Below are 19,962 nucleotides of genomic sequence, written 5' to 3' on the forward strand. Positions count from 1 at the left end.
TGAAATTCGTTGCGACCGCCTATCCCACGGGATGGGGTAAGGTGCAAGCGTGGCTCGTCCCTGCGAGGGGTAAATCCGCCCCTGACAAGCCGGAGCGAAGACACGCATCATCGGGCGGGCAGGGCCCGTGGGCAACGAAGGCGGGAGCCAGGAATGAGTGAAGCGACGGTCAGGCTGCTGCTGTTTCTCGGTATCTTCGCGGCGATGGCGCTGTTCGAGCTTGTCCTGCCGCGCCGCGAGCTGATCTTTTCGCGCGCCCGCCGCTGGACCACCAATCTCGCCATTGTCGCCGCCGACACCGCCGTGCTCAGGATCGTCTTCCCGATGGCCGCCGTGGGCGTTGCCCTGTGGGCGGAAGCCGGCGGCTACGGCCTGTTCGCGCTGGCCGGCCTGCCGTTCTGGCTTGCCGCGATGCTTGGCTTCGTGCTGCTCGACTTCGGCGTCTGGCTCGAGCACTGGGCCTCGCACAAGATCCCGCTGCTGTGGCGCATCCACAAGATGCACCACGCCGACCGCGACATCGACCTGACCACGGCCTTGCGCTTTCATCCGCTGGAGATCGTGCTGTCGATGCTTTGGAAGGCGGCCATCGTGCTCGCCTTCGGCATCCCGGCCGGGGCGGTTCTGGTCTTCGAGGTGGTGCTCAACGGCGCGGCCATGTTCAATCATGCCAATTTCCGCCTGCCGCTCGCTCTCGACCGCTGGCTGCGGCTTCTCGTTGTCACGCCGGACATGCACCGGGTGCATCATTCCGTCATCCGCGCGGAGACGGATTCCAACTACGGCTTCAACCTTGCCGTCTGGGACCGGATCTTCGCCACCTATACCGACCAGCCGCGCGACGGCCACGAGGGCATGGTGATCGGCCTGACGGAGTATCAGCACGAGGGGCCGACCGGCATCCTCTGGTCGCTGGCGCTGCCGTTCCGCCGGCCTGAAGCCGCGACGGAGGTGCCATCTCCGGAGGCCGCGGCCTCAGTAAAAACCGACGGGGAAATAGCGTAGGTAGAGCTCGGAATAGACGCCGTCGACCTGCAGCCGATAGAGCGCGTGGTCGACAGCCGCCTGGCGCACGCTGTCGTCGGCGCGGAAGGCGATGGCCATGCCCTTGTCGAAATAGCCCGGCTCGATCCACGGCCCGCCGACGAACGTGCAGCAGTTGCCCGAGGTCGTGCCGTTGAGCCAGAAGGACAGCGACAGCCCGTCGCCGAAATGGGCGGCCGCCTCTTCGGTGCCGAGCGCGGCGCGCGCCTCCGTGGCACCTTCATAGGCGACGATCTCCGCATCGGCGAAATACGCCTTCAGGAACGCCTCGTGGACGGTTCCCCCGACGACCGAGATACGCTTGCCGGCCAGTCCCTCCGGCGTCGGGTCCACCTCCTTGCCTTTCAGCACCGCAAAGCGCGCCGGCAGGCCGAGATAGCGGTCGGAGAAGCGCAGCGTCTTCACGTTTGCCTCGGTCAGGGCAAGCCCGGCGATGATCGCGTCGCCCTCCTCGCGCACCAGCGCGGGCACCAGCGCGTCGAAGGATTTGATCCGCAGCGAGCAGGCCGCGTTCATTTCCTCGCAGATCGCCCGTGCCAGATCGATGTTGAAGCCGGTCAGCCGGCCCGTCCCGTCGCGAAACGAGAAGGGAGGAAAATCATCGCTCGCCAGGAACCGGATCGTCTCCGGCTCGATCAGCGGGCGGTCGCCGATGCCGCGCGGGTCCCAGAAGTTGGGCACCGTTACCGGCATCGCATCGGCATTCGGGGCGAGCGGCCCTAGATCCTGCGCGGCCGCCGGGCGGATCGCGGAAATCGGGCTGAATGCAACCGAAATGAAAGCAAGGGTTGCAAAGACGAGGGTTCTGCTATCAAATCGCATCAGCATTTTGGCCGTTTGTCGGGGGGCAGGCTGCATGGGGGCGCTGGCGCCGGTTGTTTTGCTGTCCGGTCTTCCGGGGCATCCTTTGTCACTGCAAGTCCTGTCGCTGCAAGTCCTGTCGCCGCAAGTTCTGCCAGGGCGTGCCTGCTTGCAGCCGCGTCACCGGCTGCGGTGTCCGTCGCATCGGATCCGGCGGCCCGGCTGATGGTCGAGACGCTGCGTCCCGGCCCTGAACCTGCAGCCGTTCCGGATATCGGGTCGATTCTATCACATGCCCATGCGGGCTCGTCCAGCCGAACCGTCACCATACGGCGCGGAACGTCCGTGCAGCCTGTCCGGGGGGCCGCGCGGCATCGCGTGACGCTGCCGCCGGAAATCGCGCTGCTGGGTCGGCGGGGCGTGCCGGTGGCCCTGTTGCACGGGCTGGCCGGGCGTGCCGGGGGCTCGCCCGTGCGCCTTGCCCGGCTTGCCGTCGAGCGCGGGCTGGTCTCGGCCGAGGCCTATTATTGCGCGCTTGCCGAGAGCCTCGACCTGCCGTTTCTGCCCGAAGGCGCGTTCCATGCCGATTTCTCGGCCCGCTTCCCGTTGCCGCCCGGAGTTGCCGGGCCGGTCTTCTGCGGCCGCAACGCCCTCGGCGAGCGCGTCGTGGTGCTGGCCCCGCTTCCCGAGACGGTGCCGGCGATCCGCGCGCTGCTGCGGCGGGCGCCGGATCTGGCCCGCCGTCTTCGCATCGCCACTCCCGCCGCGATCGCCGGTGCCGCCCGCGCGGCCGATCCGGCCTTGCGTCTTGCCGTCGAAAAACCCGCGCTGAGCGCCCGCCGCCGGCTCACGCCGCAGCAGGTCGCCGTCGGTACGGCGCTTCTTGCAGCGCTTGCGGCCGGTCACTTCCTGTCGCTGAAGATGATGGGTGTCGCCCTCTCCGTTGCGGTCACGGTGCTCGGCATGCTGCCTGGCGCGGTGCGCGCGCTCGCCGGCGTGTCGCGCCCCAGGGCCCGCTCGCCCGCCCGGCTGCTTTCCGGTGTCGAGCTGCCTGCCTATACGGTGCTCGTGCCGCTCTACCGCGAGACCCGTGTCGCGCGCAGCCTTGTCACCCATCTGGCGGCATTCGACTATCCGCAGGGCCGACTGGAGATCCTTTTTCTGCTTGAGGAGGACGATGCGGAAACGGCCGCCGCGCTGGCGCCCGAACTTCTCCCCCATATGCGCATCCTCACCGTGCGCGGCGCCGGTCCGCGCACCAAGCCGCGCGCCCTGACGCACGGGCTCGAGCAGGCGCGCGGCGAGATCGTCGCGGTCTATGACGGGGAGGACAGGCCCGAGCCGGACCAGCTCCGCCTTGCCGCCTCGCTGTTTGCGGAACTGCCCGTTGGCGTCGCGGCGTTGCAGGCGCACCTGGCCATCGATCATCGCAGCGCGCGGTTCTTTCCCCGCCAGTTCCTGCTGGAATATTCCGGTCTTTTCGACTGTCTTCTGCCCTGGATGGCGGCGCGCGGCTGGCCCTTTCCGCTCGGCGGAACGTCCAATCACTTTCGCCGCGCCGCCCTTGTCGCGGTCGGCGGCTGGGACCCGTACAACGTGACGGAGGACGCGGATCTCGCCATTCGCCTCTGCCGCGCCGGCCACCGCCTCGAGATGCTTGCCTCCACCACCTTCGAGGAGGCGCCGCTCACCTGGCGTGCCTGGCACGGCCAGCGCACCCGCTGGCTCAAGGGCTGGCTGCAGACGCTTCTCGTCACCTTGCGCGATCCTTTCGCTCTTGCCGGCGAGATGCGCCGCACCCGTCTTGCCGTGCTTCTGGTCTACCTCCTCGGCATGGTGGTGACGCTTGCCGCGCACCCGGTCTTCGTCGCCATCCTGCTGCTCTACGGCTCGGGTCTTGCCGATCTGCAATTCTATGCCGATGCGCTCACCGGCGTGACCTTCACGCTCGCCGGCGTCAGCGTGGTGCTGTGCTATGCCAGCATGACGCTGCTTGCGATCGGCGGTTCGGCGGCCCGCAACCGCCTGCCGGCCCTGCACGACCTGCTGCTCATCCCGGTCTACTGGCTGGCCCAGAGCCTTGCCTTCTACGCGGCGGTGATCGACCTCGTCCGCCAACCGCACAACTGGAGCAAGACCGAGCACGGCCTTGCCCGCCGGCCGCGCCGTGCCCCTGGAAGCAGGTGAGGCACAGGCGACGTGCGCAACAGCGGGTTTGAGCATTGTCCGTGCGCGCGATAGACAGGAGACGAGAGGCCGCCGAAACGCGGCGATTCCCGTTTTGCTCCGGCCTCACCGGCGGCAGCGGTCATGACGAACCGGCAGGCAGGCACTTGGCGTCCTTTTCCTTCGTTCACGCGGCCGATCTTCATCTGGGCAGCCCGCTTGCCGGCCTTGCCGCGCGCGATCCCGCGATGGCCGAACGCTTCGGCGATGCCACCCGCCAGGCGGTCGCCTCGCTCGTCACCCGCACCATCGAGCTGGGCGCGCGGTTCCTGGTGATCGCCGGCGATGTCTATGACGGGCCCTGGCCGGACAATTCCGTCGGCCTGTTCTTCAACCGCGAGATGGCCCGCCTTGGCCGCGCCGGCATTCCCGTCTTCGTCCTGCGCGGCAATCACGACGCGGAAAGCGTCGTCACGAAGTCCGTCACCCTGCCGGACAATGTCGCGAGTTTCGACACCCGCAAGCCGCAGACCCATGTCATCGGGGACCTGCGCGTTGCCCTGCACGGTCAGGGCTTCGCCGACAGGCAGGTGACCGACAATCTGGCGCTGTCCTATCCGCCGGCCCTCGCCGGTCATCTCAATATCGGCGTGCTGCACACCTCGCTGACCGGCCGCCCGCCCCATGCCGATTACGCCCCGTGTTCGCTCAACGACCTGCTGTCGAAGGGGTATGACTACTGGGCGCTCGGCCATGTCCACGCCCACGAGATAGTCCATGCCGACCCGCCGGTGATTTTTCCCGGCAACATCCAGGGCCGCAGCATCCGCGAGACGGGGGCGAAGGGGGCCGTCCTCGTCCATGTGGAGGAGGGGGCTGTCGCGGGGATCGAGCGGCTGATCGTCGACGAGGCGCGCTTTGCCCGGGTCGAGGTCGACGTCTCGACCGCCAGCGACCTGCCGGCGCTGCTGCGCGCCGCCGAAGCCGCCATCGGCGAGGCACTGCAGGCGGGCGAGGGGCGCCCGCTCGCCCTGCGCGTCCGTCTTTTCGGCCGCACGTCCCTGCAAGGCTGGGCCATCGCCAACCGGGCAACGCTCACCGACGAGATCGTCAATCTCTGCGGCCATCTGGCAACCGAGGCCTGGCTGGAGAAACTCCAGCTCGACCTTCGGCCGGAAGGGGAGATCGCACCGCTGGTTGCCGGCGACGCGGCCCTCGACCTGAGCGCTCTGATCGAGGAAGCCTCCGGGGACGAAGAACTGCGCGCCGAGGCGCAGCGCCAGCTCGCCCTGCTGGCCGGCAAGCTGGCTGGGCTTGTCGATCCGGCCGCGCCCTTCGGCGAGGACCTCGATACGCTGCTCGCCGAGGCGCGCCTGCTGCTGGCCGAGCGGATCGCGGAAGGGGGGCAGGCGTGAGGATCGAGCGCCTTCACCTCATCCGCTACGGTGCCCTGACCGACCGGGAGTTCCGCTTTCGGCCCGGTGCCGGCCTGCATCTTCTCTACGGGCCCAACGAGGCCGGCAAGAGCTCGGCGCTCGCGGCTATCTCCGACCTTTTCTTCGGCTTTTCCGAAAAGCGCGACGCGCCGCGCTACGACTTCCTGCATGAGGGCAAGGACCTGCGGGTCGCCGCCAGCCTGCGCGCCTCAAACGGGGGCGAGCTTGCCTTCCGCCGCCGCAAGGGCCGCAAGAACACGCTGCTTTCCGACGACGAGGCGGAAGCCCCCTTGCGCGACGATGCGCTGGCGCCGTTCCTCGGCGGGCTGTCGCGAGAGGTTTTCGGGCTCTCCTTCGGGCTCGATTCCGCACGGCTGAAGGAAGGCGGCGACGCCCTCATCGACGGCGAGGGCGAGGACGGCGGCCGGGTCTTCGCCGCCGCCTCCGGTCTGCACGGGCTCAACGCCCTGCGCGGCGCGCTTGAGGCCGAGGCCGATGCGCTCTTTGCCCCGCGCGCCTCGCGCGACCGCAAGATCTACCAGGTTCTCGACCGCCACGATGTCGCCCGCCGCGCCGAGCGCGACCGTGCCCTGCGCGCGCCCGAATGGAAGCGCCTCAATGCCGAGGTCGAGGCCGCCGCCGCTTCTGTTGCCGAGGCCGAGGCGGCGCTCACGGAAACCGGCCGCCGCGCCACAAGTCTGCGCAAGCTGCTCGCCCTGTTGCCGCTCCTCAGCCGCATCGGCCGCGCCGAGGACGAGCTTGCCGCCTTCGCCGATCTGGCCGAATTGCCCGCCGGCCTGTCGGAGAAGCTTCGCGCCGCGATGGCCGCCTGCGAGGGCGCGCGGCATGCCCTCGACGAGGCGACCCGCGCCCGCGACGAAGCACTCGCCCGGCGGAGCGCGATCGCCGTCGACGAGACGCTGCTGGCCGCCGGCGGCGAGATCACCGCGCTGCATGCAAGGCTTGATGCCTATCGCCAGCGCCGCGAGCAACTGCCGCGCATCGAGGGGGAGGCAGAGGAGTTCGAGCGCGCTTTGCTTGCGCTTCTCGACCGTCTCGGGCAAGGCGGTTCCTCGACCCCCGAGAGCGAGGCCCTGCGCGCGTTGCAGCCGGGCGATGCCGCCCTTGCCGACCTGGCCGCGCGCCTTGCCGAGGGCCGCGAGCTGCGCCGCGAGCGCGCCGATCTTGTCGCGGTGCTTGCCCGCGAGGAGAAGGCGCTCGCCGAACTGGAACGGCAGGCGGGCGCGGCCCCGCCGCAGGATCCGGCCCCCTTGCGGGCGCGGCTTGCGGCCCTTGCCCCCGACATCCGCGCGCTTGAGGAGCGCGACCGCCTGTCGGGAGAGCACCAGCGCCTTTGCCGCCGCGTCGCCGAGCAGGCCGCCCGTCTCGCGCCGCCGCTGGCCGAACCGGTCGCCGATGCGGATGCGCTTGCCGCCGCCCGCCTGCCGGGCGTGGAGGAGATGGGCGAGCACCGCGCCCGCTTCGAAGAGCTTGCCGAGGACCTGCGCCGCAATGCCGGGCGCCGCCTTGCGGAAGGTGAGGAAATCGCCCGTCTCGACATCGCCATCGCCGAGACCGGGCGCGGCGAGGAGATGCCCTCGCCGGAGAGGATTCTCGCCGCCCGCGCCGCGCGCGATGCGGCCCTTGCCCGTCTCGTGGAGGCGGATGTCGCTGCCGCCCGCCAGCCGCTGCGCGATGATCTTGCCGGTCTTGTCCACGCCGCCGACAGCCTTGCCGACCGGGCGATTGCCGAGGCCGACCGGGTCTCCCGCCATGCCGCCGACACCGCCCGGCGCGCGGAGTTCCGCCGCCAGCAGGCCGCAACGCAAACCGAGACTGAGCGCCTTTCCGGCGAGCGGGCGGACGCGATTGCCGCCTGGAAGGCGCTGTTCGCACCGCTCGGCATCGAGCCATCCGGCGTTGCCGCGATGATCGAGTGGCGCCGCGCCGTCGACCGGCTGCTGGAGGAGCGCGAACAGGCCGGCGAAATCGCCGCGCGGCTTGCCGCGCTCGGGCTTGCCGCGACGCGCATTCGCCCGCCACTTGCCACCCTTGCCGCCGCTCTCGGTCTGACGGCGGACGAGACCGAGGACGTTGCTCTCCTGCACCGCCGTGTGGCCGAGGAGCTGGAGGCGCGCGGCGCCGCGTTCCACGAGGGGCGCAGCCTTGCCGGCCGGATCGGGGATGCGCGCGCCCGCCTTGCCGATGCGCAGGGCCGGGCGGCAGTGCTCGATGCCGCGCTCGGCCAGTGGCGCGAGGGGTTCGACGTGGCGCTTGTCGCCGTCGGCGGCACCGCCGGCATGGAGATCGAGGCCGCCGAGGCGCTGCTCGGCGTCTGGCGGGAATTGCCCGCGACCCTGCGCGAGCGCGACAACCGCGCCGGCCGGGTGCGCGGCATGCTGCGTGACAACGAGATCTTCGCCACTGAAGCGCGTGCGCTTGCCGTCCGCCTCATCCCAGGCTTGGCTGAACACGGCCTGGCCGATACAGCGCCCGACGCGCTTGTTGCGGAACTGCAGGCGCGGCTGGATGGCGAACGCGTCGCGCTCGCCCGCGCGGAAGGGGCGGAGGAGACGCTGCAGCGCGCCGGCGAGGCGCTGTCGCGGGCGCAAGGCGCGCATCAGGCAGCGGCCGCTGCACGGGCCGCGATTGTGGCCGGCCTGCCCGAAGCCTTGCGCGATGCCGATCTGCCGGGCCTTGCCGAGCGCCTTGCCGAGCGCGACACGCTCGCCCGCGCCCTTGCCGGGGATCTTGCGCTCTTCGACGAGACGGCGGAAGGCGAGGCGCGCGCGGATGTCGCCGCCGAACTGTCAGGTTTCGACCCGGAGGCGGCCCGCGTCGAGCTTGCCGTTCTCGGCAGCGAGAGCGAGAGCCGCACCGACGCGCTGAAGGAGGCGCATGGCCACTTGCAGCAGGCACGCGCCGCCCGCCAGGCGGCGGAAGCGGGCGAGGGCGCGGAAAAGGCCGCCTTCGAGCGCCTGTCGGCGGAGGCCGAGCTGGTTGAGCTTGGCCGCCAGTGGTTCGTCACCCGCCTTGCCTCGCTGCTGCTGTCAGGTGCGCTGGAGCATCACCGCGCCCGCCAGGGCGATCCGCTTCTGGCCAGCGCCGGGGAGCTCTTCGCCTCGCTGACGCAAGGCGCTTTCGAGGGCCTGCGGCGCGAATTCGGCGAGGATGACCGGCCACAGCTTCTCGCCCGCCGCGCCAGCGGCGAGACGGTCGGTCTTGACGGCCTCAGCGAGGGCACCCGCGACCAGCTTTATCTCGCCCTGCGCCTTGCCTTCCTCGCCGACTATGCCGGGCGGGCGGAGGCCGCGCCCTTCATCGGCGACGATCTCTTCCAGAGCTTTGATGATGCCCGCACCGCCGCCGGCCTGCGCACGCTCGCCGGCCAGTCACAGGTGATCCAGCCGATCCTCTTCACCCACCATGCCAGCGTCGTCGACATCGCCCGGCGCGAGCTCGGCGACCGGCTCGACCTGCTGGAATTCTGAAGGACCGCCCGATGCCGGAGCCGTGCCGTGCTTAGTCAGACAGTGCGCAACGAGACGGTCGACACGCTGATCCTCGGCGCGGGCGCCGCCGGCATGATGTGCGCGATCCATGCCGCCGCGCGCGGCGACCGCGTGCTTCTCATCGACCATGCGAAGGCGCCGGGCGAGAAGATCCGCATTTCCGGCGGCGGGCGCTGCAATTTCACCAATACCGGCGCGACGGCGCGCAATTTTATCTCCGCCAACCCGCATTTCGCCAAGTCGGCGCTCGGCCGCTACACGCCGCGCGACTTCATCGCCATGGTCGACCGGCACGGGATCCCCTGGCACGAAAAGACCCTCGGCCAGCTCTTCTGCGACAATTCCGCCAAGGACATCATCGCCATGCTGGTCGGCGAGATGCGCAAGGCCGGCGCCGAACTGCGCCTCGGCACGGTGCTGGAAAGCATTGTGCGCCAGGAAGACGGCTTTGCGGTGACGCTTGGCGGCGAGGGGGCGGCAAGCGTCGCCTGCCGCCAGTTCGTCGTCGCCTGCGGCGGCAAGTCGATCCCCAAGATGGGCGCCACCGGCCTCGGCTACCGGATCGCCGAACAGTTCGGCCTCGCCGTGACCGAGACCCGCGCCGGGCTGGTGCCGCTCACCTTCGGCGAGGATGTGCTGGCCGGCTTCCGCGAGATTGCCGGCGTCGCTGCCGATGCGCGCGTTTCCTGCGGCAAGACCTCTTTCGACGAGGCGCTGCTCTTCACCCATCGCGGCCTGTCGGGGCCCGCCATCCTGCAGATCTCCTCCTATTGGCGCGAGCGCCAGCCGGTGCGCGTCGCCTTCCTCCCCGGCCGCGACCTGCTTGCCGAGTTGAAGGCCTCGAAACGGGAAAACGGCCGCCGCACCATCGTCAACGCGCTGGGCGAACTCCTGCCGAAGCGGCTCGCCGCCCATCTCTCGGCGCTTCACGGCTGGTCGGGAACCATGGGCGAGGCGAGCGACCGGCGGCTTTCCGCCATTGCCGCTACCCTGCAGGGCTGGGACCTCTTCCCCATCGGCACGGAAGGTTACCGCACGGCCGAGGTGACGCTGGGCGGCGTCGACACCGCCGGCCTCGATTCAAGGACGATGGAAGCGAAATCGGTGGCCGGCCTCTATTTCATCGGCGAGGTCGTCGACGTCACCGGCTGGCTCGGCGGCTACAATTTCCAGTGGGCCTGGTCGTCCGGCTGGGCTGCCGGCACCGCCATTGCCGAAAGGACGGGGAGATGAGCGGGCAGGATCCAAGCGGACCGGAACCCTGCATCTGGCTCGTCCAGGGGCATGGTCTTGGTGAAAATGGTCGGGCATGGGTGCCTGCCGAAAGTTTCGAAAACGGCGGTAAAGCACCCGAACCAATCCTGAAATCTATCAAGCAAACAAAGGTCGGATGGTTCCTGCCACAAGACCGGTTCCCGACAGACAACTATCCGCGTCCCGAGCACTATCCCCCAGCGCACGAACAACCGGCACCGCAGATCTTTTCCAATGGTTTCACTTTTCTGTCGGGCGAAAGCGCCGAGGTGGTGCGAAGCTTCGACATGGGCGAGGGTGCGCTCTATCCCGCGCGCCTCTGGCATCCGGACGGTAAAACCTTGATGCCGGGCGCGTTCTTCTATCTCAGCCAGGGCAACAGGAAGGACGCCTTTCTGAGGGAGCGGTCCGATGAGAAGGGTCTCGATGCGATGTCGCAGGGGCGATGGCGTGTGGATGTCGTCCGCGCCCGGGCGCCGCTGCTGCTCTTTTCGGAAAACGCCCTCGCGGGGCGCGACATCTGGTGGGACAAGTCGATCTACATCCACTTTTTCATCAGCGACCGGTTGAAGCGCGCGCTCGACAGTCGCGGCCTGTCCGAGGACTGGCACCTTGTCCGCTGCCCGGTCGTGACGGGTTAGGGCTGACCGGCTGATCGTGACGGGAGAGGGCTGACCGTCACGCGACCGCCGCGCTCCTGTCGCCGCCGCTCTGGGAACGAATGGGCCCCGGGTCGCGCGATGCTTGCCCGGGGTGACGGCCGAGTATGAGGTGGTGATTGCGAACCGTCCTCGCTGTTGTGGGGTGACGCGCGGAGAGTGGGGTGACGGCATGAGGATGCGGTGGCGACGGAGCGCCGACTGCGCCGCGTGATGCGGGAGTGCGAGCATCGCCACACGCGCCCCTCTCCCCCCTTGAGGGGGAGATGTCCCCGAAAAGGGGACAGAGGGGGGAGCGGGCACCGACCAACCCCGCCGCCAGATGGTGCTGGCGCCGCCCTTGCCGTTCCCCCCGCCATCATCCCTCCGCACCGCTGGTGTCACGTCGGCCTTGCCTCCCCCTCGGACGTCATCCCCGCCTCCGAGCGGGGATCCATTGGCAACCCCGGCAGGCGTGGCGGCCCTCACCGGTCGCGGCTGATGGAGCCCTTCACCTCCGCCCTTTACCGACACCGCCGGTTGCGACGGACCGGCATGCGACCGCCGCGACCCCGTCGCCTCCGCTCTGGGAACGAATGGGCCCCGGGTCGCGCGATGCTTGCCCGGGGTGACGGCCGAGTATGAGGTGGTGATTGCGAACCGTCCTCGCTGTTGTGGGGTGACGGCCTGAGCGCGGGCGGCGGCATGAGGGTGGGGCGGCGACACGCCGGCCTTGCCTCTTCTCGGCGGTCATCCCGGACTTGATCCGGGATCCATTGGCAACCCCGGCGGGTGTGGCAGGCACTGTCAGTCGTGACGGGCGCGGAGCCCTTCACCTCCGCCCTTTACCGACACCGCCGGTCGCGACGGACCGGCATGCGACCGCCGCGACCCCGTCGCCTCCGCTCTGGGAACGAATGGGCCGCGGGTCGCGCGATGCTTGCCCGGGGTGACGGCCGAGTATGAGGTGGCGGTTGACAACCGTCCTCGCTGTTGTGGGGTGACGGCCTGAGCGCGGGCCTGCGAGGGAGCGGGCACCGGCCAATCCCACCGCAAACCGGCCGAAATGACAGGACTACGGGCATCGCCACGCGCACCCCTCTCCCCCCTTGAGGGGGAGATGTCCCCGAGAGGGGACAGAGGGGGGGCGGCACCGGCCAGTCCCGCCATCTCATGCTGCCGGTGCCGACCCCTGCCTCCCCCTCCGCTGTCATCCCGGACTTGATCCGGGATCCATTGGCAACCCGGGCGGCTGTGGTGGTCTCAGCCGGTTGCGGCAGGCGCGGAGCCCTTCGCCATCAGTGGGGGGTACGAAAGCCACCTCCCGCGATCCCATCGCTCCTGCTCTGGGGACGAATGGACCCCGGGTCTCGCGATGCTCGCCCGGGGTGACAGCCTGAGCATGGGTTGGAACCGAGCAAGACCGGTTGCTCTTGTTCTGCCCCCGCCCGTCCGCATTCGCCCGATGCCTGTCACGGCGTCTCGAAGCCTGCCCTTGAATTGCGTGATTACTCACGTATATAGACTGCAACAGCCACGTATCAGGAAAGGATGCGATCATGAATACCCTCGTGTTCTCGCTGCTCGATATCGCCGGGTTGATCGAGAAGCGGTTCGACCGGCCGCTGGCCGGCGCGCGTGGTGTCAGCTTTCGCGAGTATCGCCTGCTGAAGAGCCTTTCGGAGTTTCCGCAAGGCCGCGCCATGCGGGTCGAGCTTGCCCAGGCCGTCGGGCTGACGCCCTCGGCCGTGACCCGCGCGCTGAAGCCGCTGGAGAAGATCGGCTATGTCACCACTGAAAAGGGCGAGCGCGACGCCCGCCAGAGCCTTGCCTGCCTGACCGGGGCGGGCGAGATCCTGGTGTCGGATGCCGATGCCATCGTCAGTGACGTGGTCGCGGGTCTGCCGGCCACCACGATCAGCGAGGCCCAGCTGGCCGAACTCCATCGCGGTCTCGCCGGTCCGCCGGCAAGCCGCGCCCGGCCCCTTGCCGTGGCGCAGTCCTAGAGCCCTGACCCTGGACAGTCCCCCGCGCTTCCCTGGAAAGCGCGGGGGACTGTCCGTTGCCGCCGCCGGTGCTGGTCCTCGCGCCGCCCGCTCGCGTATAAACCGGTACGAGACACCCGCCATCCACCTTGCCTGCCGGTTCCTTCATGCCTCTTGCCGTCGTCCATCATCCCGCCTATTGCGCCGAGATCCCGGCCGGTCACCGGTTCCCGATGAACAAGTTCCGCCGCCTTGCCGAGGTGCTGGTGGAGGAGGGGATCGTGGCGCCGGGCAGCTATCGCCAGCCGGTCCCCGCGCCCGCCGAATGGGTGGCGCTGGCCCATGAGCGCGCCTATGTCGACCAGGTTTTCGCGGCCGCCGTGCCGCCGGGGATCGTGCGCGAGATCGGCCTGCCAATGAGCGAGGCGGTCGGTTTTCGGGCGCGCTGCGCCACCGCCGGCACGGTGCTGACGGCAACGCTGGCGCTGGAACACGGCATCGCCTGCAACACCGCCGGCGGCAGCCATCATGCCCGCCGCGCCCATGGCGCCGGCTTTTGCGTCTTCAACGATGTTGCCGTTGCGATCCGGGTGCTGATGGCCGATGGCGCCATCCGCCGGGCGATGGTGGTCGACCTCGACGTGCACCAGGGCGACGGCACCGCCGAAATCCTCGCCTGCACGCCCTCGGTCTTCACGCTCTCCATGCATGCAAGGCGCAACTACCCTGTGCGCAAGGTCGCCTCGACGCTCGATATCGCGCTGGAGGACGGGCTTGGCGATGCCGCTTATCTCGATGAACTCCGGCGCGCCCTGCCGCAGGCATTGCAATCCTTCCGCCCCGACATTGTCTTCTACAACGCCGGCGTCGACCCGCATGGTGACGACCGGCTCGGCCGTCTGTCCTTGTCGGACGAGGGGCTGGAAGCGCGCGAGCGCTTCGTCATCGGGACGGTGCGCCGCGCCGGCATTCCCCTCGCCGGGGTGATCGGCGGCGGCTATCTGGAGGATATCGACCGGCTGGCGCGCCGCCACGCGATCCTGCACGCGGTGGCGGCGGAATTCGCCTGACGATCGTGCGTCAGCCGCCGCGCCCCAGGTTCATCAGGCGGATGACGATCCACACCGGCACCACGACGAGGGCGCCGAGCACGAAATAGCCGCCGAGCTGGCCGAGCGCCTCGAAGCCGAGGTCCCACAGCCGCCGGATGAAGCTGACGACACCGTCGAAGACGTCGAGCGGATGCAGGTCGAGCGCCGAAAGAAGCACGCCGACAACGAAGGAGAGCACCAGGAGCTTGAGGATCACGCGGCCGGGCGTGTCCCCGAGAAAGCGGCTGAGCGGTCGGTTGGTCATCGGCGGTTCCTGAAATGTGCTTGCGTTCGGTTCCCGGCTGTCCGCCCGGTCGGTCATCCCGAGATGTAGGCGGGCGGCCCCTTGCGATCAAACCGAAAATGCAGGCACGTGCCGGCGCGGTTTCGGTGCATTGACATGGATCCTTGGGAAAAACGTCAAGATGATGCCACAATGGAACGGGAAACCTCGCTTGCGTCCGGATGATGGCAGGGGGCGTTTCCTGCCCGGCAACGGGCTGCGGTCCGGGAGGCGGCGGACCGCGTCGCGCAGCGCCTGCAAGTCGGTTGCCCCTGCGCGAGGAAAACGGGAACCGAGCCGGCCCGCGAACGACCGCAACAGACGGTGCGGCGGGCCAAAGCCAAGGACAGTTCAGCCATGATCACGATTGCCCGCAAACCCCTCGCATGCCTGGCCGCCGCCCTCGCCCTGGCGTTTTCCGCCGCGACCGGAAGTGCCGGCGCGCAGCAGGAGCCCTCGATCACCGGCACCTGGCGCATCGCGGCGCTGGCGGCTCCCGGCGGTGCGCTGGTCGACCTCGACGGCACGCTTGCCGGCCGCACGGAGGTGACCGTCGACCGGCACGGATTGTGGCTCGCCTCGGCCGGCTGCAACCGCCTGCGCGGCACGCTGGAGCAGGATGGCCAGGATCTCGCCGTCTCCGAAAAGGTGATGGCGACCAGGATGGCCTGCCAGGGCCCGGCCGGCGATCTGGAGCGCCGCTTCCTGCATTTCTTCCCCGCCGTCGTCAGGGTCGACGGCATGCCGGGCCGCGTGCTCCTGCGCGACCGTTCCGGCGCCGCCGTGGTGCTGCTTGTCGGCAAGTAGGTCTGGCCATTCTGTTTCGGTGAGGCTAGTTTCAACCTGATTTCTATTTCTGGTTGAGATTGGGTGCCATGGCGGTATGGCTGCATCGTGATGATCTGCGCCGAATCGCGGAGGAAAAGCTTGCTGACGCCAAGCTGCTCCCGGCGCACGAACGATACTCCGCCGCTTACTATCTCTGCGGCTATGCTGTGGAGACGGCGATCAAAGCCCGCATCGCCAGCCAGTTTCGCGAACATGCGATTCCGGAGCGCAAGCTCGTCGAGCAGATCTACAAGCACGATCTGGATGGGCTCCTTGGTACGGCGAACCTGCGGGGAGAGCTGGAGCGCCGAGCCCGCGACGAACCAGGCTTCGCGGCCAACTGGGCAATCGTCAAGGAGTGGAAAGTTGAGACCCGCTACGCGATAATGGGGCAGGTCGATACCAAACGCATGCTCGCCGCGACGGACGAGCCCGATACGGGGATCCTGCCATGGATCAGGCTGCATTGGTGACATCCGCCAGGCTTTTGGTGGACGAACTGAACAGGGAAGGGCTAGCGGTCACATCCGCGGCCTGGGTGCGCGACGAGGAAAACGAGACCTCCTGGCGGCTCTGGCTGGCGCTTGAGGATGCCGATGCGAACCGGCACGATGCCTATATGCGTGTCGCCACGATAGTCGGGCGGGATTTTGGACGGCTGGGCGGACTTGAGCCGAGCCGGGTGAAGCTGGTGGAGGGCGACCATCCGGTCATGCTCGGCGTTCGCAGGTTCCAGCAGATCCGTGATTTCACTGGAAAGAACCTGCGAAACAACCTGTTCGGCGAACATTATGTTTTCGATGTCGTACCGGTTTTTGTCGAGCCGGTACCGGTGATCTCCTGACGGGAACGCAAAAGGGCGGCCATCGGCCGCCCTTTCTTGTGTCCGGCGTGCAGGCGTTGGCGCCCCCCGCGTCTCAGGCGGCGTCCCGCTCCTCGCCCTTGTCCGGGGCGAAGCGCACGTAGAAGCGCTCGTCGGTCTTGGCCATCTCCTTCAAAAGCCGGTTGGCCTTGAAGCGCGGGCCCCATTTGCGGGTGAACTTGCGGCACAGCTCCGCAAAGGCCGCGGTGCCCATGCCGTCGATATAGGAGATCGTGCCGCCGGTGAATGGCGCGAAGCCGAAGCCCAGGATCGAGCCGACATCCGCCTCGCGCACATCCGTCAGGCACTGTTCCTCGAAGATCCGCGCCGTTTCCAGCGCCTGCATGACGAGGAAGCGCTGCTTCAGCTCCTCGACATTGAAGGCCTCGGCCGGCTTCGGCTTGCCGACGACGTCGGGAATGCCCGGCCACAGCTTCTTCTCGCGGCCCTCGTAGTCGTAAAAGCCCTTGCCGTTCTTGCGCCCGAAGCGCTCGCGATTGACCACCATCTCTTCCAGGATGTTGTCGAGCGGGCCCTCGACATATTTCACGCCGAGATCCTTGCGTGTCGCCGAGACGATCTTCCAGGCAAGGTCGAGCGCCACCTCGTCGCCCAGCGACAGCGGTCCCACTGGCATGCCGGCCATGCGCCCGCAATTCTCGATCATCGCCGCCGGCACCCCGTCGGCGAGCATCATCAGTCCCTCGCGGATATAGGTCATCACCACGCGCGAGGTGTAGAAGCCGCGCGAATCGTTGACCACGATCGGCGTCTTTTTGATTGCCTTGATGTAGTCGAGCGCCATCGCCAGTGCCTTGTCGCCGGTCTTCTTGCCGAGGATCACCTCGACCAGCATCATCTTGTCGACGGGCGAGAAGAAGTGGATGCCGATGAAGTTCTTCGGCCGCTTCGAGGCTTCCGCCAGCGAACTGATCGGCAGGGTCGAGGTGTTGGAGGCATAGATCGTCCGCGTCTTCAGCACGGCCTCCGCCTTCTCGGTGACGGTGCGCTTGATCTCGCGGTCCTCGAACACCGCCTCGATCACGAGATCGCAGTCCGCCAGCGCCTCGTAGTCGGGGGTCGCGGTGATGTGGGAAAGCAGCGCCTCGCGGTCGGTTTCGGTGGCCCGACCGCGTTTCATCGCCTTGGAGACCAGCGCGTCGGAATGCGCCTTGCCCTTGTCCGCCGCCTCCTGGTCGCGGTCGATCAGCACCACGTCGATGCCGGCCCTGGCGGTGACATAGGCAATGCCGGCACCCATGAAACCGGCGCCGAGAATGCCGACCTTGCGGATGCGGTTCGCCTTGACGTCCGCCGGCCGCCGCGCGCCCTTGTTGAGCTCCTGCATGGAGACGAACAGCGAGCGGATCATGCTCGCCGCCTCCGGCGTCTGCAGCACATGGGCAAAATTCCGGCTTTCCACCGTCAGCGCCTGGTCCATCGGCATCAAGAGGCCCTCATAGACCGACTGCATGATGCCGCGCGCGCCCGGATAGTTGTCATGCGTCTCGCGCCGGTAGATGGCGTTGGCCGCCGGCCAGAACTGGAAGCCGGCGGGCGAGTAGACCGGGCCGTTCGGCAGCTTGAAGCCCTTCTTGTCCCAGGGCTTGACGGGATCGACGCCGGCCTTGAGCAGCTTGACGGCGGCCGCCACCAGCTTCTTTCCCGGGGCGATCTCGTCGACGAGCTTCATCGCCAGCGCCTGTTTCGCGTTCAGCGTCTTGCCCTGCAGCAGGAACTGCATGCCCTGCTGTCCGTCGGCCATGCGCATCACCCGCTGTGTGCCGCCGGCGCCGGGGAAGAGCCCCACCTTGACCTCGGGGAGCGCCATCTTGAAGGCATCCTCCTCGGCCGCGATGCGGGCGTGGCAGGCCAGCGCCAGTTCGGTCGCCCCGCCCATGCAGGTGCCGTTCAGCGCGGCGACGAAAGGCTTGCCGCAGGTTTCCAGCTTGCGGAAGATCTGCGACAGCCGCCGGGATCCGTCGAACAGAAGCTGCGCCGCGCCTTCCGGGTCCCTCGCGCGCTTGGCGTGGAAATCGCGGAGCAGGCCCTCCAGCATGGTGAGGTCCGCGCCGCCGGAAAAGGCCGGCTTGCCGGAGGTGATGACCGCGCCCTTCAGCGTGGCGTCGCCGGCGACCTTGTCGATCAGCTCGTCGAGTTCGTCCATCACCGAGATGTCGATGACATTCATGCTCTTTCCCGGCATGTCCCAGACGATATGGGCAATACCGGAATCATTGGTCAGGGAGAAATTCGCGTAAGCCATGTCGGCCTCCTGAGGTCAGTAGGGCGTGCCGTCCTTGCGATGGAGATGGTTGCCGGTCTCGTCGCGCCGGTAGCTGAGGTCGTCGTCCGGGTAATGCGCCTGCTCGCGCGGCGCCCGCGTCCCGACCTCCAGATAGACGACGTCGCGCTCCGTGCGGTTGGCAAGCTGGTGCGCCACGCGCTCGCCCGCCTTGAAGCCGGCCGCCTCGCCGGCGACAAGCAGCGTTTCCGTGTCGTCCTCGACGAGCGTCGCCTCGCCCTCCAGGATGAAGACGAACTCGTCCTCGTTTTCGTGCCAGTGCTTCAATGCGGAGATTGCACCCGGCGCCAGTCGCGTCAGGTTGACGCCGAACTGGGTGAGCCCGGCAGCGTTCCCGAGCGCCTGCTTGGAGCGGCCCCGCATCCGGTCCGCGAAGGCGGCCGGATAGATGCTGCTTGTGCGCGGCGCGATGGCGGCAATGTCGATCTTCGGCATCCGTTTTCCTTCCGGTTCCAGACCCGCGCCTAGACGCGCTCGATGATGGTCGCTGTGCCCATGCCGGCGCCGATGCACAGCGTCACCAGCGCGGTGTTGAGGTCGCGCCGCTCCAGTTCGTCGAGCACCGTGCCGAGGATCATCGCGCCGGTCGCGCCGAGCGGATGGCCCATGGCGATGGCGCCGCCATTGACGTTGACCACGTCCGGGTCGAGGTCGAATGCCTGCCGGTAGCGCAGGACGACGGACGCGAACGCCTCGTTGATTTCGAACAGGTCGATGTCCTTCAGCGACATCTTCGCGCTCGCCAGCAGCTTTTCGGTGACGTCGACCGGCCCGGTCAGCATCAGGGCCGGCTCGGACCCGATATTGGCGAAGGCGCGGATCTTCGCGCGCGGCGTCAGCCCGGCGCTGCGCCCGGCCTTGCGGCTGCCGATCAGCACGGCCGCCGCGCCGTCGACGATGCCGGACGAATTGCCGGCGTGATGCACGTGCCGGATCGTCTCCAGTTCCGGATGCGCCTGGATCGCCACCGCGTCGAAGCCGCCCATCTGCCCCATCATCTCGAAGGAGGCGTTGAGCGCGGCGAGCGACTGCATGTCCGTCTCGGGCCGCATGTGCTCGTCGCGGTCGAGAATGGTCAGTCCGTTGACGTCGCGCACCGGGACCACCGACTTGCCGAAATAGCCTTTCTTCCAGGCGGTGTCGGCGCGCTTCTGGCTTTCGACCGCATAGGCATCGACATCGTCGCGGTTGAAGCCGTACTTGCTGGCGATCAGGTCGGCGGAGACGCCCTGCGGCATGAAATAGGAGGGCAGGGCGACCTGCGGATCGACCGGCCAGGCACCGCCCGAGGCGCCGATGCCGATGCGGCTCATGGATTCCGCGCCGCCTGCGACCACCAGGGAGTGCTGACCGCTCATCACCTGGGCGGCGGCGAAATTCACTGCGTCGAGGCCCGAGGCACAGAACCGGTTGAGCTGCACGCCGGGCACGGAATGGTCGTAGCCCGCGGCAAACACCGCTGCCCGGGCGATATCGCCGCCCGCTTCGCCGACCGGATCGACGCAGCCGAGCACCACGTCGTCGACCTGGCTGGTGTCCAGGTCGTTGCGCTGCTGCAGCGCCTTCAGCGGTTCGGCCGCCAGTCGCACCGCCGGCACCTCGTAGAGCGCGCCGTCCTTCTTGCCGCGTCCGCGCGGGGTGCGCACATGGTCGAAAATCAATGCGTCGGCCATTGGAGCCTCCTTGGCTTGTCGTCTCGTTGCCGTTCGCCGGCGGCAGGCCGCCAGACACGCTGGCAGACGCGCTGCATGGCGCGC

General features: G+C 68.4%; 16 protein-coding genes. 11 read left to right on the forward strand and 5 right to left on the reverse strand.

The window, feature by feature from the left end:
• The first annotated feature begins 153 nt into the window (after positions 1 to 153).
• A complete protein-coding gene (locus ACQY46_RS09170) occupies positions 154 to 1,005 on the forward strand; it encodes a sterol desaturase family protein (protein WP_428699940.1) in 852 nt (283 codons plus the stop codon).
• Here ACQY46_RS09170 and ACQY46_RS09175 read toward each other — a convergent pair.
• Complete coding sequence (locus ACQY46_RS09175; RefSeq protein ID WP_428699941.1) at positions 976 to 1,866, reverse strand: transporter substrate-binding domain-containing protein; 891 nt, start codon at positions 1,864 to 1,866, stop codon at positions 976 to 978. The genes ACQY46_RS09170 and ACQY46_RS09175 overlap by 30 nt on opposite strands.
• A 324-nt stretch (positions 1,867 to 2,190) precedes the next feature.
• On the opposite strand from ACQY46_RS09175, the gene ACQY46_RS09180 reads away from it, so the two are divergent.
• The 7 genes from ACQY46_RS09180 to ACQY46_RS09210 all read left to right on the forward strand — a co-directional run bounded on the left by ACQY46_RS09180 (position 2,191) and on the right by ACQY46_RS09210 (position 13,906).
• Positions 2,191 to 4,032 carry a glycosyltransferase family 2 protein gene (locus ACQY46_RS09180; protein ID WP_428699942.1) on the forward strand — a complete coding sequence of 614 codons (1,842 nt, stop codon included), beginning with the start codon at positions 2,191 to 2,193 and terminating at the stop codon, positions 4,030 to 4,032.
• Between the two features lie 146 nt (positions 4,033 to 4,178).
• A complete protein-coding gene (locus ACQY46_RS09185; RefSeq protein ID WP_428699943.1) occupies positions 4,179 to 5,426 on the forward strand; it encodes a metallophosphoesterase family protein in 1,248 nt (415 codons plus the stop codon).
• The gene (locus ACQY46_RS09190; protein ID WP_428699944.1) at positions 5,423 to 8,938 is read left to right on the forward strand and encodes an AAA family ATPase; all 3,516 of its coding nucleotides are present in this window, start codon (positions 5,423 to 5,425) and stop codon (positions 8,936 to 8,938) included. The genes ACQY46_RS09185 and ACQY46_RS09190 overlap by 4 nt, the downstream gene beginning before the upstream one ends.
• 93 nt (positions 8,939 to 9,031) lie before the next feature.
• Positions 9,032 to 10,192, forward strand: coding sequence for an NAD(P)/FAD-dependent oxidoreductase (locus ACQY46_RS09195; RefSeq protein ID WP_428700453.1), 1,161 nt, complete (start codon positions 9,032 to 9,034; stop codon positions 10,190 to 10,192).
• Positions 10,189 to 10,854, forward strand: a complete 666-nt coding sequence (locus ACQY46_RS09200) for a hypothetical protein (protein WP_428699945.1) — start codon at positions 10,189 to 10,191, stop codon at positions 10,852 to 10,854. Before ACQY46_RS09195 ends, ACQY46_RS09200 begins: the two co-directional genes overlap by 4 nt.
• Positions 10,855 to 12,410: 1,556 nt before the next feature.
• Positions 12,411 to 12,857 carry a MarR family winged helix-turn-helix transcriptional regulator gene (locus ACQY46_RS09205; RefSeq protein ID WP_428699946.1) on the forward strand — a complete coding sequence of 149 codons (447 nt, stop codon included), beginning with the start codon at positions 12,411 to 12,413 and terminating at the stop codon, positions 12,855 to 12,857.
• Between the two features lie 146 nt (positions 12,858 to 13,003).
• A complete protein-coding gene (locus ACQY46_RS09210; RefSeq protein WP_428699947.1) occupies positions 13,004 to 13,906 on the forward strand; it encodes a histone deacetylase family protein in 903 nt (300 codons plus the stop codon).
• A gap of 10 nt (positions 13,907 to 13,916) precedes the next feature.
• Here the strand turns inward: ACQY46_RS09210 and ACQY46_RS09215 are convergent, their stop codons facing one another.
• Positions 13,917 to 14,192, reverse strand: a complete 276-nt coding sequence (locus ACQY46_RS09215; protein ID WP_428699948.1) for a DUF6460 domain-containing protein — start codon at positions 14,190 to 14,192, stop codon at positions 13,917 to 13,919.
• Positions 14,193 to 14,567: 375 nt separating this feature from the next.
• On the opposite strand from ACQY46_RS09215, the gene ACQY46_RS09220 reads away from it, so the two are divergent.
• From ACQY46_RS09220 to ACQY46_RS09230, 3 genes are all read left to right on the forward strand, one after another.
• The gene (locus tag ACQY46_RS09220; RefSeq protein WP_428699949.1) at positions 14,568 to 15,017 is read left to right on the forward strand and encodes an META domain-containing protein; all 450 of its coding nucleotides are present in this window, start codon (positions 14,568 to 14,570) and stop codon (positions 15,015 to 15,017) included.
• Positions 15,018 to 15,085: 68 nt separating this feature from the next.
• Positions 15,086 to 15,511 (forward strand): HEPN domain-containing protein, encoded by a 426-nt coding sequence (locus ACQY46_RS09225; protein ID WP_428699950.1) that lies wholly within the window; start codon positions 15,086 to 15,088, stop codon positions 15,509 to 15,511.
• Complete coding sequence (locus tag ACQY46_RS09230) at positions 15,490 to 15,882, forward strand: hypothetical protein (protein ID WP_428699951.1); 393 nt, start codon at positions 15,490 to 15,492, stop codon at positions 15,880 to 15,882. The genes ACQY46_RS09225 and ACQY46_RS09230 overlap by 22 nt, the downstream gene beginning before the upstream one ends.
• A 73-nt stretch (positions 15,883 to 15,955) precedes the next feature.
• Here ACQY46_RS09230 and ACQY46_RS09235 read toward each other — a convergent pair whose 3' ends face one another.
• From ACQY46_RS09235 to ACQY46_RS09245, 3 genes are read right to left on the reverse strand one after another with little or no spacing between them, the layout of a single operon-like run.
• Positions 15,956 to 18,166, reverse strand: a complete 2,211-nt coding sequence (locus tag ACQY46_RS09235) for an FAD-dependent oxidoreductase (RefSeq protein ID WP_428699952.1) — start codon at positions 18,164 to 18,166, stop codon at positions 15,956 to 15,958.
• A 15-nt stretch (positions 18,167 to 18,181) separates the two neighbouring features.
• Complete coding sequence (locus tag ACQY46_RS09240) at positions 18,182 to 18,640, reverse strand: cupin domain-containing protein (RefSeq protein ID WP_428699953.1); 459 nt, start codon at positions 18,638 to 18,640, stop codon at positions 18,182 to 18,184.
• A gap of 29 nt (positions 18,641 to 18,669) precedes the next feature.
• A complete protein-coding gene (locus ACQY46_RS09245) occupies positions 18,670 to 19,878 on the reverse strand; it encodes an acetyl-CoA C-acetyltransferase (protein ID WP_428699954.1) in 1,209 nt (402 codons plus the stop codon).
• Positions 19,879 to 19,962: the final 84 nt, after the last annotated feature.

Origin of the sequence: Stappia sp. (genome assembly GCF_965276915.1) — a bacterium.
In the GTDB taxonomy this organism is placed as follows: Bacteria; Pseudomonadota; Alphaproteobacteria; order Rhizobiales; family Stappiaceae; genus Stappia.

Coding starts and splice junctions, on each gene's coding strand:
- ACQY46_RS09175 (WP_428699941.1), bottom strand. CDS start 1,866: ATGCGATTTGATAGCAGAACCCTCGTCTTTGCAACCCTTGCTTTCATT.
- ACQY46_RS09235 (WP_428699952.1), bottom strand. CDS start 18,166: ATGGCTTACGCGAATTTCTCCCTGACCAATGATTCCGGTATTGCCCAT.
- ACQY46_RS09230 (WP_428699951.1), top strand. CDS start 15,490: ATGGATCAGGCTGCATTGGTGACATCCGCCAGGCTTTTGGTGGACGAA.
- ACQY46_RS09200 (WP_428699945.1), top strand. CDS start 10,189: ATGAGCGGGCAGGATCCAAGCGGACCGGAACCCTGCATCTGGCTCGTC.
- ACQY46_RS09225 (WP_428699950.1), top strand. CDS start 15,086: ATGGCGGTATGGCTGCATCGTGATGATCTGCGCCGAATCGCGGAGGAA.
- ACQY46_RS09240 (WP_428699953.1), bottom strand. CDS start 18,640: ATGCCGAAGATCGACATTGCCGCCATCGCGCCGCGCACAAGCAGCATC.
- ACQY46_RS09215 (WP_428699948.1), bottom strand. CDS start 14,192: ATGACCAACCGACCGCTCAGCCGCTTTCTCGGGGACACGCCCGGCCGC.
- ACQY46_RS09245 (WP_428699954.1), bottom strand. CDS start 19,878: ATGGCCGACGCATTGATTTTCGACCATGTGCGCACCCCGCGCGGACGC.
- ACQY46_RS09210 (WP_428699947.1), top strand. CDS start 13,004: ATGCCTCTTGCCGTCGTCCATCATCCCGCCTATTGCGCCGAGATCCCG.
- ACQY46_RS09220 (WP_428699949.1), top strand. CDS start 14,568: ATGATCACGATTGCCCGCAAACCCCTCGCATGCCTGGCCGCCGCCCTC.
- ACQY46_RS09205 (WP_428699946.1), top strand. CDS start 12,411: ATGAATACCCTCGTGTTCTCGCTGCTCGATATCGCCGGGTTGATCGAG.
- ACQY46_RS09170 (WP_428699940.1), top strand. CDS start 154: ATGAGTGAAGCGACGGTCAGGCTGCTGCTGTTTCTCGGTATCTTCGCG.
- ACQY46_RS09195 (WP_428700453.1), top strand. CDS start 9,032: ATGATGTGCGCGATCCATGCCGCCGCGCGCGGCGACCGCGTGCTTCTC.